The following is a 14,781-nucleotide window of genomic DNA, read 5'->3' as shown; positions in this document are numbered from 1 at the left end:
GCGATGCATGTTGTTTCCGCAAATGCCGGTCCGGGAAAGGTGGTTGCGCCGTCGGTGCTGGAATCGCATGGCTCTGTTCGGCCGCTCGCTGCCGAAGATCTCGAGAGCGTCGCCGCACTCTTCCTGACCAAGTTTCGCCGGCGGCGGCGTCATCTCCTCGATCGCGCGATCGCGGAGACGGCCGACTATATGAGAGAGATCTATCTTGACCCTGCCGGCCAGTCCGGTGCGAGCAACGCTCTTGTCCAGGTCAACCGGCAAGGTCGTCTGGGTGGGTTCCTCGGCGTCCTGAAAGCCCGCTACGAGCTCAACGGAGCGGCATTGAATGCGGCGATCATCGGTCCGCTCATGGCCGACGCCGGCACCGATGACGGCTCGGCCGGGCCGCAATTGCTGCGTGCCTTGCACCAAGGCGAATTCGATCTGCAGCTGACCGATTCGGCCAACAGGACATCTTTGGCCTTCGCGCGCCCGATGAAGTACCAGCTCCTGCCGGTGCATTGTCTGGGATGGACCTGTATTTTCCGACCAGCCGCGATGGCCGCCGCTGCACTGCACCGCAAATGGCCTGGCCTGCCTCGCTTGGCGCTCGATCCCTGCGCGAGAGCATTCGATGCTCTTGCGAAAAGAAGGTTCGAGCTCCCCGTCCAGGCTTCATCGTCGCAACGGGTCCACAGTGAGCCGATCACTTCCGCGCAATTTGCCGAGCGGCTGCCGACCCTGCTGTCCGATTACTCTCTTCGGCCGAGCTGGAAGGATGGCGAGCTGCCACGGCTGCTCGCGCTGGCGGCCGAGAAGCGGGCCGACGGCCCACTTCATTTCGGCGGAACTTACGACGAAACGGGCAAAATGCTCGGTTGTTATGCCTTCTACGGTCAAGCCGGCGACATCGCGAGCCTGTTGCAAATCCAGGCGTCCGGATCTCACTGGCGCGCGACGCTGGATGGCCTTATCGCGGCCGCGTGGGATATGGGCTGCGTGGGCATCACCGGGCAGCCGCAGAGCAGATTCATGCCTCAACTCTTCGGCTACAAGAATCTCTTCTTCCGCTATGCCGGAGGAACGATGGTCCGCTCGCGAATCGCTGAGGTCACGGAAGCGGTCCGCGCCGGTGACATCTTTATCGGTGGGGTGATGGGTGACCGCTGGACCCGCCTCAGTTCCGATGACTTCGGCCGCTGATCGCCTTAACGACCTGTTCGCCGGCTCCGCCGGCTGGCTGCACTCGGTCATGGCGGGCGCCGCCAGACTGGCCGCCGCCTAAAGCGCGTCGCGTTTGAACGGATTCAGGCGACGCGCTTTAGGTCTTTGTTTCTTATGCATGTCGTTTTCCCAAAACCGAGATCACGTTTGGACGACATGCATTAAGCGCCGCCTGAGGCGCACGCCGCCCGGTCTTTTCATTCCAGCCGCCATGTTCTATGTCTGCCGGACAGCGCGGGGGCGCGTCTTGTCAATCACAAAAGCATCCGGTACGCCCCGCTCATGACAGTTACCGTTCGTTTCGCCCCTTCGCCGACCGGCCGCATCCATATCGGCAATGCGCGCACGGCTCTGTTCAACTGGCTGTTTGCCATGAACAACAAGGGCCGCTTCATCCAGCGCTTCGACGACACCGACATTGCGCGCTCGAAGCAGGAATTTTCCGATGCCATCCTCTATGATCTGCATTGGCTGGGTATTTTTCCCGATGCCACCGAGTACCAGTCGCGACGTTTCGAGGTCTATGACGCGGCGGTCGAGAGGCTGAAGGCGGCAGGCGTTCTCTATGCCTGCTATGAAACGCCGGAGGAGCTGGATCTCAGGCGCAAGGTGCGCCGCACGCGCGGCCTGCCACCGGTCTATGGCCGTGAGGCGCTGGCCCTGACGCATGAGCAGATCGCCGAATACCAGGCCGATGGCCGCCGGCCGCACTGGCGTTTTCTCCTCCCCAATTTCTCAGGCGATCCGCAACAGCCGGAGCGCACCGAAATCCACTGGAACGACCTGGTGCGCGGCGAGGAGACGGTCGACCTGGCCTCACTGTCCGATCCAGTGCTGGTGCGCGAGGACGGCACCTATCTCTACACGCTTCCCTCCGTGGTCGACGATATCGAGATGGGCGTCAGCCATGTCATCCGCGGCGACGACCATGTCACCAACACCGGCGTGCAGATCGCCCTGTTCCAGGCGTTGGCTGCCGAGCCGCCTGTGTTCGGCCACCACAATCTCCTGACCACCGCATCGGGCGAGGGACTGTCGAAGCGCACCGGTGCGCTCTCCATCGAAAGCCTGCGCGAGGACGGCATCGAGCCTATGGCGGTGGCCTCGCTGGCCGTGCTGGTCGGCACCTCGGAGAATGTCGCGGCGGTGCCGACGATGGGCGAACTCGCCGAACGCTTCGATCCAGCGGCAACATCGAAATCGGCGGCCAAGTTCGATCCGGATGACCTGTTCGTGCTCAACCGGACATTGCTGCATCATATGCCATTCGCCGAGGCACAGGACCGGCTGATCGTGCTCGGCGTCTCGGGCGAGCAGGCCGAGCCGTTCTGGCTGGCGGTGCGCGGCAATCTCGACAGGCTGGCCGATGCGGTGAACTGGTGGCGCATCCTGCGCGAGGGGCCTCAGGAGATGCCGGAATTTTCCGATGAAGACCGCGATTTCCTCGGACAGGCGTTCGATCTGCTGCCGGAGGACCCCTGGACCGCGACGATCTGGAAAGACTGGACGGGCAAGATCAGGGAAGCGACGGGCCGCAAGGGCAAGGCGTTGTTCATGCCGCTCAGAACAGCCCTTACCGGACTGCCTTCGGGGCCGGAGCTTGCAGATCTATTGCCGCTGATGGGTCGGGAAGGAACGTTGGCCCGACGACCCTGACCTTGCGCTGTTCCGGCGGCAGCGCGGACACCGGCGACGTCACCGGCTTGGCGGAAAGCCGCTTGATCGCCTCGCGATCGAGCCCGCCTTCCAGATTGGCCAGGGTTTCCGGATCTGCACCTGGATCCGGCTTGGACACCGGGACCGGGATGAACGGTGCAGCGTCCGTTTCGGGCTGCGACTGTTCCTGATACGGCGGATTGCCGGCGATGATCTGGAAGCCCTGCGCGGCGGCGTTGCAGCCGCAGGCCGGCGGCCGCGGCATGTTGGACTGCTTGTAGAGATAGGCAGTCGGCAATTCGCTGTAGGGCCGGCCGGTGACGGACGACGTCATCGAAGCCGAATCGTCGTCCATGCCGCGCGAGTAGAAGACCTGCATCTCGGTGCCGGGGCAGCTCGATTCGCAATTCTTCTGGTCGCGTTCGAAGTCGCTGGTCGAGGCCGAGTTCGACATCGGGAAGAAGTAGCCGTCGCAGGTGCGCACACAGGAGGTGTGGAATTCACCGCCGACGCTCGGAAGGTCCGGTACGCCGGGCCGGTTGAGCACCCGGCGGACGCTGCGCTCTTCGTCGGGATCGTCAGGCTGGTCAAGTGTATCTGGCGTATCGAGCTGCTGGCTGTTGCCGCCGAAAAGCTGGTCGAACAGGTTTGTGCTGCCGCCTTCGCGGTTCGCTTCCTGCAGGGGTGCGCGCCGCGGCGCAACGGTGTCGTCGCGGCAGCCATTGGCGTCAAGCGCCGCCAGGATGCGTCCCCGGTCACGGCGCGAGCCGCCGCCGGCAAGCCGCTCGCGTTTGCCTTGCAGCGCATCGAGGTTGGCATTCATGCGATCGATGGTGGCGTTGAGCCCGGCGCATTGATTGAGGTTGCGGCCAAACAGCGAAAAGCCGCACCCTGCCTGGCTCGCTTGGCTGCGGGCCTTCGAAATCTGCTCATGCTGCCTGGCGATGGCGGCGTCATATTTCCGGATCATAGCCGGACCACCGTCGCCGCCGCGTGAGGCCGCGGCAAGATCGGCTTCCAACTGGCGACAGACCCGCGAAGCGGCCCGTGGCTCGGCTACCCCCCAGGTTGCGGACAACAGGAGGCCAAGCAGCACGGCAGCATGCGCCTGCTTCCACCCTCCGCTTGCCATCCGCCCAAACTCCGCCTGCCCAAATCCCGCCCGTTGGCCTGCAAGGCTACCGTGTTCGCGGTTAACTGCAGTTTACCGCGAAATCCGTGTTCAGCCCAGATTGACGACCGCCTGCGCCTTGTGGGCGGCCTCGACCACGGCAAGCGCCGTCATGTTGACCACGCCGCGCGAGGTGACCGACGGCGTCAGTATGTGCGCCGGCATGTCGGTGCCGAGCAGGATCGGCCCGACATGCAGCGCATCCATCATGGTCCTGAGCGCGGTCAACGTGATGTTGGCCGAATCGAGGTTGGGGAACACCAGCAAATTGGCTTCGCCTTTCAGCCGCGAATGCGGGTAAACGCGCTGGCGCAGATGCTCGGACAAGGCAGTGTCCGCGTGCATCTCGCCGTCGCACTCCAGGTCAGGCGCGATGCGCGCCAGGATCGCCGCCGCTTGCCGCATCTTGAGCGCACTCGGCGAATCGCGCGAGCCGAAATCCGAGTGCGACAGGAGCGCCGCCTTCGGCTCGATGCCGAAGCGCTGGATTTCTTCTGCCGCAAGCACCGTCATCTCGGCGATCTCCTCGGCTGTCGGGTCGACGGAGACGTGCGTGTCGGTTAGGAAGATGATGCCGCGCTGCGAGATCAGCATGGAAAGCGTCGACAGGTCGTGGTCCTTGACGCCGGCTCGCGGGCCGATGATCAAGGTGACGTTGCGCAGATGCCGCTCGAAGCGGCCTTCGAGGCCGCAGACCATGGCATCGGCATCGCCGCGCTTCAGCGCTAGTGCTGCGATCACCGTGTTGTCGGTACGCACCATGGTGCGCGCGGCCTCCGTCGTCACGCCGCGCCGGCCGGCGAGTTCGATCAGCAGGTCGACATAGTGACGGTAGCGCGGATCGTCTTCGGGATTAATCAGGCCGAAATCGACGCCGGGCTTGATGCGCAGCCCATAGCGCTTCAGGCGCACCTCGATGACGTGCGGGCGGCCGATCAGGATCGGCTCGGCGATGCCTTCCTCAAGCACCACCTGTGCGGCGCGCAGCACGCGCTCGTCCTCGCCGTCGGCATAGATGACGCGCTTGGCGGTCGACGCCTTGGCGGATGAGAACACCGGCTTCATCACCAGGCCGGAGCGGAAGACGAAGCGGTTCAGCTTGTCGATATAGGCGGCGAAGTCGGTGATCGGCCTTGTCGCGACGCCGGTGTCGCAGGCAGCCTTGGCGACCGCAGGCGCGATGCGCAGGATCAGGCGCGGATCGAAGGGCGAGGGGATCAGGAACTCAGGCCCGAAGATCGGGGTCTCGCCGGAATAGGCGCGTGCAGCGACGTCCGAAGGCTCCTCCCGTGCCAGCGCTGCGATTGCCCGCACCGCCGCCATCTTCATCTCCTCATTGATGGCGCTGGCACCACAATCGAGCGCGCCGCGAAAGATGTAAGGAAAGCACAGTACGTTGTTGACCTGATTGGGGAAATCGGAACGGCCGGTGCAGATCATCGCATCGGGACGCGCCGCACGCGCTATTTCCGGCATGATCTCCGGATTGGGATTGGCCAGCGCCAGGATCAGCGGTTTTGGCGCCATGTGCTGGAGCAGTTCCGGCTTCAGCACGCCTGCCGCCGACAGGCCGAGGAAGACGTCGGCGCCTGCGATGACGTCGGCCAGCGTGCGCGCCTCGGTGTCCTTCACATAAGGGTCTTTCCAGCGATCCATCTCGTCGACGCGGCCTTTGTAGGCGACGCCGAAGCGGTCGGTGACCCAGATGTTTTCCACCCGCGCGCCGAGCGAGACCAGCAGGTTGAGGCAGGCAAGGGCCGCTGCGCCGGCACCGGAGGTGACGATCTTGATGCCAGATATGGTCTTGCCGGCGAATTCCAGCCCGTTGAGCACGGCGGCGGCGACGATGATGGCGGTGCCGTGCTGGTCGTCGTGGAACACCGGTATGCCCATGCGGGCCTTCAACTGCTCCTCGACCTCGAAGCACTCCGGCGCCTTGATGTCCTCGAGGTTGATGCCGCCGAAGGTCGGTTCCAGCGCCGAGATCGTCTCGACCATGCGTTCTATACCGGGCGCGTCGATCTCGATGTCGAAGACGTCGATGCCGGCGAACTTCTTGAACAGGACAGCCTTGCCTTCCATGACCGGCTTGGAGGCTAGCGGGCCGATATTGCCGAGGCCGAGCACGGCCGATCCGTTGGTGACGACACCGACCAGATTGGCGCGCGCGGTGTAGTCGGCGGCGGTCGCCGGATCGTCGCGGATTTCCAGGCAAGGGGCGGCGACACCAGGCGAATAGGCGAGCGCAAGGTCGCGCTGATTACCGAGCGGCTTGGTCGCCTGGATCTCGAGCTTTCCCGGCCTTGGATACTTGTGGAAGTAGAGGGCGGCTTCATCGAGGTCCGAACGTGCCGTCTTTTTGCTCTCGCCTTCCATGCGGCCGCTCCCTCGAAATCTGCCTGGAGATTCCCTTTTAGCATGCAGCCGAGGTTTTTCGCGACGCTAATTGACGCGCCGGCAGCAATACCCAGCGGCGCGTAGAAAGTCGTGAACGATCAAATGCTTATGCCGATTTTCTGACGGATGGTTCCTGCAGTTTCACGGACAAGTTGATCAAAAGGCGCTGACGTAGAGACCGCCATCGACCGGTATGTTCTGCCCGGTCAGATAGCCGGCATGGACAGAGCACAGGAAGGCACAGATCTGGCCGAATTCCTCCGGCGTGCCGAGCCGCTTGGCCGGAACATCGGCGCTGATGCGAGTCTTGCGCGCGGCGGCGGCCGCGGGGTCCTCGACGGTGCCGGCCTCGTGCGGCCCGCGCAGTCGGTCGGTGTCGAGCTTGCCTGGCAAAAGACTGTTGATGGTCACGTTGCGGTCGATCACCGTTCTGGCCACGCCGGCAAGGAACGAGGTCAGGCCGGCGCGCGCGCCGGACGACAGGTCGAGGCCGGGAATGGGCACATAGACCGACAGCGAGGTGATGTTGACGATACGGCCGAAGCCGCGCGCCGCCATGCCGTCGAGGACAGCCTGGACCAGCTCGATCGGGGTCACCATGTTCTGGGTGACGCCTTCGAGGATCTTTTCGCGATCGAGCGTGCGGAAGTCGCGAAGCGGCGGTCCGCCATTGTTGTTGACGAGGATGTCCGGTTCGGGACAGGCGGCGAGCAGCGCTTTCTGCACTTCGGGCTTCGAAACGTCGCCAACGACTTCCGTCACCGTGACGCCGTAGCGCTCGCGCAGCTCAGCCGCGGTTTTCGCCACCAGTTCGGCGTTGCGGCCATTGACGACGATGTCGCAGCCGGCCTCCGCCAGCGCCATGGCACAACCCCGCCCAAGTCCCTTGCTTGAAGCGCAGACGATGGCCTTCTTCCCGCTGATACCGAGATCCATGATGATTTTCTCCTGTGAGCCGGCGGCAAGCTAGTCCTTCGGCTGGACCAATCGCAACCGTCATACGGTTGTTGCATGAATCGGGGCATAGGCACGCGAAAGCAACGGTGAAATCGCGATGTCCGGCCAAGAGCCCCGCACGTTCCGCAGCATGTTCATCTCCGACGTCCATTTGGGCTCGAAGGCGGCCAAGGCCGAATTCCTGATCGATTTCCTTAGGTATCACGACGCCGATATCATCTATCTGGTCGGTGACATCGTCGATGGCTGGCGGTTGCGGCGGAGTTGGCACTGGCCGCAAAGCCACAATGACGTCGTGCAGAAATTGCTGCGCAAGGCGCGCAAGGGCGCCAATATCACTTACATCGCCGGCAATCATGACGAATTCGCCCGCCAGTTCCAGGGCGTGCATTTCGGTGGCATTGTCGTCGCCGACCGCGCCATCCACGAGACCGCCGACGGCAAGCGGCTGCTCGTCATCCATGGTGACCAGTTCGACACTGTCGTCCACAATGCGCGCTGGCTCGCCTATCTCGGCGACCACGCCTATGACGCGGCCATGCTGGTCAACCGTGTGGTGACGCGGCTGCGCCAGCTGCTTGGCCTGCCTTACTGGTCGTTCTCTTCCTGGGCCAAGGTCAACGTCAAGAAGGCGGTAAACTTCATCGGCTCGTTCCAAACCATGCTCGCGGACGAGGCGCGCCGCTCGCATGTCGACGGCGTCATCTGCGGCCACATCCATCATGCCGTCATCGAGAATTTTGGCGATGTCCAGTACATCAACACCGGCGACTGGGTGGAAAGCTGCACGGCTGTGGTCGAGCACTTTGACGGTCGGATGGAAATCCTGACCTGGGCGCAGGTGCTGCCCGAAGCGCCGGACGAGCCCTTTATCCCGCTGCTCGTCGAAGACCGGGTAGGGCAGGCGGCTTGACGCGAAACTCGTCGCGGGTTTCGAGATCAATCGATTAGTCCAGCCGGTTTCGCCCGGTTTTCGCCCATGTTAAGGGATCGATACGCGCTGCCGCTGGCCGAGTGCAGCGCGATTGGATCGATTCATGTCCCTGCCGCCACTTTCGCCCGAACAACTCGTCAAGCCGCGCCATTTCGAACTGCGCATGAGCCTGATTTTCGCGACGCTGTTCGTGTCGCAAGGCACGCATTTGCCCTATTTTCCGCTCTGGCTGCAGGCGAAGGGCTTCGGCGCCGAACAGATCGCCGTGATCCTTGCCGCACCGATGTTCTTGCGCGTCGTGACGACGCCTATGCTAACGGCATTTGCCGACCGGGCGAAGGACCGCGCCGACGTCTATATCGCGCTGGTCGCGGCAACGATGGCCATTTCGGCCGGCTATTTTCTGCCAGCGACCTACGCGATCGTGCTGGCCGTATCTCTGCTTTTGACGATCGTCTGGACACCGCATTCGCCAATGGCCGATTCGCTGGCGTTGTCTGGGGTGCGCCGCTTCGGCTCGAATTACACCGCTATGCGCAAATGGGGCTCGATCTCCTATCTCTGCGCCAATGTTGTGGGCGGCTTCATCCTGGCGGCGGCTGGAGCCAAAGCCGTGCCGGTAATCATATTCGTGGCGCTTGCCGCAGCGCTTGTCGCAGCCCTGTTTGCGCCGCGAATGGGGCGGCCGCGCAAGGCTTCGCCGCTGTCGGCCGCAGAAATCCAGCACGCCGCGCCTAGCCTGTTCAATGCCTATTTCCTCTACTTCACCTTTGGCGTTGGCATCATTACCGCCAGCCACGCCTTCCTCTACGGCTTCGTCTCCATCTATTGGAAATCGATCGGCATCAGCGATTCCGTCGTCGGCCTGCTGTGGGCCTGGGGCGTCGTGTGCGAAGTCTGCATGTTTTTGTTTTTCAATCGCATTTTCGCCTCCGTGTCCGTCGTCAAAGTGATGGTGATCGCCGGCGTCGGTTCGATAGTGCGCTGGATCATCTTTCCACTGGTATGGCCGCTCGGTCTTGGCATTCCCGGCTTCTTCGCCGTGCAGTCGCTGCATTCGGTGTCTGTCGCAATGGTGCTGATCGGCCTGCAGAAAATGATCGCCGAGACTGTCTCCGAAGAGCGCACCGGTGCTGCGCAAGGCATCGCCTATTTCTTCAATGGCTTCTTCATGGCTGCTGTTACGCTTGCTTCCGGCCCGTTCTACGACCGTCTCGGCGTCGATGGGTTCCTTGTGATGATTCCGATCGCTATCGTCGGCCTTGTGCTGATCGGGCTTGCGGCGCGCTCAGCCCCACAGCGCCGTATCGGGCGGTGATACCAGCGACCCCTGATAGACAAGGCCGGGCACCCGGTCGCGGGCAAGCAGCAGCGGACCGTCGAGGTCGACGTAATCGGCGTCCTGTGCGAGCAGCACCGCCGGCGCCATCGCCAGCGATGTACCGACCATGCAGCCGACCATCACGCCGAAACCGAGTTCGCGGGCGCGATCGCGCAGCACAAGGGCGGCTGTCAGGCCGCCCGACTTGTCGAGCTTGATGTTGACGGCATCGTAGAGGCCGACGAGCGCTTCGAGGTTCTTTGCCTCGTGCACGCTTTCATCGGCGCAGATGGGCACCGGATGCGCAATGTGGCGCAGGATGCCGTCATGACCGGCCGGCAGCGGCTGCTCGATCAGCGTGATGCCTTGTTCGGCGGCAAAGGCGAGGTTCGCAACGATATTGTCGTCGCTCCAGCCCTCATTGGCGTCGAGGATGATGCGGCTGTCGGGCACCGCTTGCCTGACCGCGCGGATGCGGGCGATGTCGTTGTCGCCGCCGATCTTGACCTTGAGCAGCGGCCGCGCCGCATTGGCGCGGGCCTGCGCCGCCATCGCCTCCGGTTCGCCGAGCGACAGCGTGTAGGCCGTCTCAAGGGCCCGTAACGGAACCGCACCTATCGCATCCGCTACCGATGTTCCGCTGATCTTTGCCTCCAGGTCCCACAGGGCGCAGTCGATGGCGTTGCGGGCGGCTCCGGCCGGCATGGCATCGAGCAGGGCGGTTCGGCTGATGCCGCCGGCGATCCCGTCGCGCATGGCCTCGATCGCGTCGCGGACGCCGTCCATGGTCTCGCCATAGCGCTTGTAGGGAACGCATTCGCCACGGCCGGCGTGGCCGCCCTCGCTGATCGTGCAGGAGATCACGTCAGCCTCGGTCTTGGAACCGCGCGAAATGGTGAAGGTTCCGGCGATCGGAAAACGCTCGGCCTCAACCGAAATGACACGCGCCATATTTTTCTGCTCCGGCTATGCGAGAACGAGCGAGTCGGCAAATCGACAGCTTGGTTCCGTCAGGCTAAACAGGACGCCATGTTGACCATCGGCAAGCGCGACGCAAGCGGCACGACCGCGGGGGAGGCTGACCACGAACCGCGCGTGGCGATCGGCGAGGAGGATGGCGTTCTCGGCTGCGCTTTCTCCGGAATCTGGACGACACGGACTGTCGCGCTGATCGACGCCGACATGCGCAAGATCGAGAAACGAAGCGGTTTCAAGACCTTGGCGCTCGATCTTTCCAAGATCGAGAAGATGGACACCGCCGGCGCCTGGCTGATCGACCGGCTGGTCAGCGCCTTCGAGAAGAAGGGCGTCAAGATCCAGATGCAGGGCCAGAGCGAGATCGCTTCGATCCTGCTCGACGCGGTGAGCGAGGCCGTGCGGCGCGAACCCGAATCCGGCCCGACGCGGCCACCTAACATCGTCATTCGCGCGCTGGAGGCGGTTGGCCGGCGCGTCTACGAGATGCGCGACGATTTCCTCGCCTCGATGAACATCCTCGGCGCCACCATCCGCGGTGCACAGATGAAACTCGGGCGTGGTCATGCCGTCAACCCGGCGGCGATCTTCAACCAGATCGATCGCATGGGTGTCGGCGCCATTCCGGTGGTGGTGCTGATGTCGGCGATCGTCGGCGCCATCGTTGCCCAGCAGGGCGCCTACCAGCTCAGCTATTTCGGCGCCGATATCTTCGTCGTAGACCTCGTTGGCGTGCTGATCCTGCGCGAGCTTGGGGTGCTGATGACGGCGATCATGATCGCCGGCCGCTCCGGCAGCGCGATCACCGCCGAGATCGGTTCGATGAAGATGCGCGAGGAGGTCGACGCGCTGAAGGTCATCGGGCTCAACCCGATCGGCGTCCTGGTCTTTCCGCGGCTCGTTGCGCTGGTCATCGCCTTGCCGTGCCTGACCATCATTGCCAATTTCGCTGCACTCGGCGGCGGCATCCTGGCCGCGTGGCTCTATTCCGACATCCCGCCGGCTGCTTTCATCGACCGGCTGCGCGTTGCCATCGACCTCAGCACGATCTTTGCCGGCCTGATCAAGGCGCCATTCATGGCGATGATCATCGGCACGATCGCCTCGGTCGAAGGCATGAAGGTTGGCGGCAGCGCGGAATCGCTGGGCCAGCACGTCACCGCCTCGGTGGTGAAGTCGATCTTCGTCGTCATCATCCTCGACGGGCTTTTTGCCATTTTCTACGCAGCGATCGAGTTCTGAGATGAAGCTGCGAGGCAGGAGAAGGGCTGATACACTGGCGAACGATGCGGGCGAGGGCGACATCGTGCTTTCCGCGCACGACATCAGCGTGTCCTTCGCCGACAAGCTCATCCTGGACAAGCTGTCACTCGACATAAGGCGCGGCGAGATCCTTGGCTTTGTTGGCGCCTCGGGTGCCGGCAAGTCGGTTCTGCTGCGCACCATTCTCGGCCTGACGCGCAAGCAGTCGGGCACGATCAAGCTGTTCGGTGTCGATGTCGAGAAGGCGAGTGACATCGAGCGCCTGCGCATCGACATGCGGCTTGGCGTGTTGTTCCAGCACGGTGCCCTATTTTCGGCGCTGACAGTGCTGGAGAATGTCCAGGTGCCGATGCGCGAATACCTCGACCTGCCGCGAAAGCTGATGGACGAACTGGCATTGCTCAAGATCGAGTTGGTCGGGCTGCCGCCCGATGCGGCGCAGAAATTCCCGTCCGAACTGTCCGGCGGCATGATCAAGCGCGCCGCACTGGCGCGGGCGCTCGCGCTCGACCCCGACATCGTCTTCCTCGACGAGCCGACGTCGGGTCTGGATCCGATCAGCGCGGCGGAATTCGACGAACTGGTGGTCAAGCTGCGCGATACGATGGACCTGACCGTCTACATGGTGACGCATGATCTCGACACGCTTTTCACCGCTTGCGACCGGGTGGCCGTACTTGGCAACAAGAAAGTGCTCGTCGAAGGCACCATCGACGACATGCTGAAGAGCGAGGAACCGTGGGTAAAGTCCTATTTCCGCGGAAAACGCGCCCGGCAACTTGATCTTGCGGCGCGCGCATAGCCATAAGTGGGACAATGGAAACCAGAGCCAACTACGTCATTGTCGGCATTTTCACGCTGGCTGCGATCCTGGCGGCGTTCGCCTTCGTCTACTGGACGGCGGCGATCGGCGACAAGGGCGAGACGACGTTGCTGCGCGTGCGCATTCCGGGCTCGGCCTCCGGGCTCGGCCGCGGTAGTTTCGTGCTGTTCAATGGCGTCAAGGTTGGCGACGTCAAGCGTGTCTATATCGACGTCGACAATCCGACGGTTGCCATCGCCGACACCGAGATCGACCGCCTGACGCCGATCACCAAGTCGACGCAGGCCGATATCGGGCTTGCCGGCCTGACCGGGCAGGCCAACATCGAACTCAAGGGCGCCGATCCCAAGGAAGTAAAGCTCCTCGACCAGGCGGAAAAGGAAGGCAAGGTCGCCGAGATCGTCGCCAACCCGTCAGCGGTGACCAATTTGTTGCAAACGGCGCAGAACATTTTTACCCGCGCCGACAAGGTGCTGACGGAACTCGAAGGCTTCACCAAGGACGTTCGCGGGCCGCTGACGCAGACCGTGCAGAACGTGCAGACCTTCTCGGATGCGCTGGCCAAGAATTCGGACGGCATCGACAAGTTCCTGTCCGCCGCCAGCACGCTGGCGGATGAGCTGAAAGGCGTTTCCGGAAAGCTCGATGGCACGCTGAAGGCAGCCGAAGGCCTTCTCAATGCCGTCGACAAGGACAAGATCAAGAGCATTGTCGCCAATGTCGACACGGTGACTGGGAACCTCAAGGAGACTTCGAAACAGCTCGACGGCGTGATCAAGAATGTCGATACTGCGGTTGGGTCCGTCAACGATTTCGCCAAGCAGACGCAAGGCACGCTGGCCAAGGTCGACGGCGTGCTCGACGGCATCGATCCGGCGCAGGTGCGCACAGCGCTCGCCAACATCCAAAAGGCCAGTGAGAGCGCCGACAAGGCCGCCGCCGACATCGCGGAGGTGACCCACAAGTTCGCCAGCCGGGGCGACGACATCGACCAAACGATCAAGGACGCAAAGCAACTGGCTCAGCGGCTCAACGACGCCTCGGTGCGTGTCGATGGCATCCTCGCCCGGGTCGACCACTTGCTCGGTTCCGGGCAGGCGGATGGCGTGATGGCGGATGCCAGGGCGACGCTGAAGTCGTTCAAGCAGGTTGCCGACACGTTGAATGCCCGCCTTGGCGTCATCACCGACAATCTGGCGCGCTTCTCGGGCCAGGGGCTCTCGAATGTCGAGGCACTGGTGCAGGACAGTCGCCGTTCGATCAGCCGCATCGAGGAGGCGGTGACCGATCTCAGCCGCAATCCGCAGCGCATCCTTTCGGGTGGCGATGGCGAGGTTCGGCAGTTCGATGGCAGGGCGCGGCGTTGACTTCGGCGTCGGCGAGCCCCAAGAACATGAGCCGCGAAAGCGGGTCGATCTTACGATCCGGGGACAACGGGGATCGCGCGTGAAGTCTGTGTGGGTGAAAACGGGCGGCTTGTCATCGGCTGCGGCACTGCTTGCCCTGACGCTAGCCGGCTGCGCGGCGTTGGGCGGCAAGCCCGCGCCGCTCGATACGTTCGAGCTGTCGGCGCCTACGGTCGAGGCACATGGCCACAGCCGCCGCCAGATCCTGATCGCGCAGCCGTCGGCGCTCAAGGCGCTGGACAGCCAGAACATCGTCATCAAGCCGTCGGATCGCTCGATCCAGTATCTCAAGGGCGCGCAATGGGCCGACCGGCTGCCGCTGATCGTGCAGGCACGGCTCGCCGAGACGTTCCAGCGTTCGGGCAGCTTTGCCGGCGTCGGCAAGCCGGGCGAGGGCCTGGCGATTGACTATCAGGTGATCGTCGAGGTCCGATCCTTCGAGGTTCGTGTCGACGGCGGCGAGCATGCCGAAGTCGATCTGTTCGTCCGCATCCTCAACGACCGCAATGGCGAGGTGCGTGCCTCCAAGAGCTTCACCGCATCCGCACCGGTTTCGGGCAGCGGCAATCCTGCCTATGTCAGCGCACTCGACAATGCGTTCGGTGATGCCGCAAAGCAGATCGTGCGCTGGACGGATTCGGTCATCTGATTTCCGTAAAAGTTTGATCGCACAGC

General features: G+C 63.3%; 12 protein-coding genes. 8 read left to right on the top strand and 4 right to left on the bottom strand.

All coding sequences use genetic code 11. From position 1 onward, the window contains the following. The first annotated feature begins 3 nt into the window (after positions 1-3). On the top strand, positions 4-1,182 hold the full coding sequence (locus tag C8D77_RS25720) for a hypothetical protein (RefSeq protein WP_109669305.1): 1,179 nt from the start codon (positions 4-6) through the stop codon (positions 1,180-1,182). Between the two features lie 303 nt (positions 1,183-1,485). Beyond that, entirely contained in the window at positions 1,486-2,859 is a 1,374-nt protein-coding gene (gene gltX / locus C8D77_RS25715) for a glutamate--tRNA ligase (protein ID WP_109669303.1), read from the top strand. On the opposite strand, the gene C8D77_RS25710 is transcribed toward gltX, so the two are convergent. The 3 genes from C8D77_RS25710 to C8D77_RS25700 form a co-directional block, all read right to left on the bottom strand. After that, positions 2,777-3,991, bottom strand: a complete 1,215-nt coding sequence (locus tag C8D77_RS25710) for a DUF2865 domain-containing protein (protein ID WP_109669300.1) — start codon at positions 3,989-3,991, stop codon at positions 2,777-2,779. The genes gltX and C8D77_RS25710 overlap by 83 nt on opposite strands. A gap of 90 nt (positions 3,992-4,081) precedes the next feature. Beyond that, a complete protein-coding gene (locus tag C8D77_RS25705) occupies positions 4,082-6,406 on the bottom strand; it encodes an NADP-dependent malic enzyme (RefSeq protein ID WP_109669298.1) in 2,325 nt (774 codons plus the stop codon). 177 nt (positions 6,407-6,583) lie between these two features. Next, positions 6,584-7,363: an SDR family oxidoreductase gene (locus C8D77_RS25700; protein WP_109669296.1), complete on the bottom strand. Its 780-nt coding sequence runs from the start codon at positions 7,361-7,363 to the stop codon at positions 6,584-6,586. Positions 7,364-7,481: 118 nt separating this feature from the next. Here C8D77_RS25700 and C8D77_RS25695 point away from each other — a divergent pair, with 118 nt between their 5' ends. Both C8D77_RS25695 and C8D77_RS25690 read left to right on the top strand, forming a co-directional pair. Beyond that, a complete protein-coding gene (locus C8D77_RS25695) occupies positions 7,482-8,297 on the top strand; it encodes a UDP-2,3-diacylglucosamine diphosphatase (RefSeq protein WP_109669293.1) in 816 nt (271 codons plus the stop codon). A 124-nt stretch (positions 8,298-8,421) separates the two neighbouring features. Continuing rightward, a complete protein-coding gene (locus tag C8D77_RS25690) occupies positions 8,422-9,636 on the top strand; it encodes an MFS transporter (RefSeq protein ID WP_109669291.1) in 1,215 nt (404 codons plus the stop codon). Here the strand turns inward: C8D77_RS25690 and dgcA are convergent. Further along, positions 9,607-10,590 carry an N-acetyl-D-Glu racemase DgcA gene (gene dgcA / locus C8D77_RS25685; protein ID WP_109669288.1) on the bottom strand — a complete coding sequence of 328 codons (984 nt, stop codon included), beginning with the start codon at positions 10,588-10,590 and terminating at the stop codon, positions 9,607-9,609. The two genes, C8D77_RS25690 and dgcA, sit on opposite strands and share 30 nt — an antisense overlap. 78 nt (positions 10,591-10,668) lie before the next feature. Between dgcA and C8D77_RS25680 the strand changes: the two genes are divergently transcribed. The 4 genes from C8D77_RS25680 (at position 10,669) to C8D77_RS25665 (ending at position 14,755) form a co-directional block, all read left to right on the top strand. Then, positions 10,669-11,856: an MlaE family ABC transporter permease gene (locus tag C8D77_RS25680; RefSeq protein ID WP_109669286.1), complete on the top strand. Its 1,188-nt coding sequence runs from the start codon at positions 10,669-10,671 to the stop codon at positions 11,854-11,856. Between the two features lies 1 nt (position 11,857). After that, positions 11,858-12,679 (top strand): ABC transporter ATP-binding protein, encoded by an 822-nt coding sequence (locus C8D77_RS25675; RefSeq protein WP_109669284.1) that lies wholly within the window; start codon positions 11,858-11,860, stop codon positions 12,677-12,679. Positions 12,680-12,693: 14 nt separating this feature from the next. After that, a complete protein-coding gene (locus C8D77_RS25670; RefSeq protein ID WP_109669282.1) occupies positions 12,694-14,067 on the top strand; it encodes an MlaD family protein in 1,374 nt (457 codons plus the stop codon). Positions 14,068-14,146: 79 nt separating this feature from the next. Continuing rightward, complete coding sequence (locus tag C8D77_RS25665) at positions 14,147-14,755, top strand: ABC-type transport auxiliary lipoprotein family protein (protein WP_425453754.1); 609 nt, start codon at positions 14,147-14,149, stop codon at positions 14,753-14,755. Positions 14,756-14,781: the final 26 nt, after the last annotated feature.

This window comes from Mesorhizobium loti (assembly GCF_003148495.1).
Taxonomy (GTDB): domain Bacteria; phylum Pseudomonadota; class Alphaproteobacteria; order Rhizobiales; family Rhizobiaceae; genus Mesorhizobium; species Mesorhizobium loti.
Note: the sequence above shows the minus strand (reverse complement) of the source record. Positions and strands in the feature narration are given on the sequence as shown.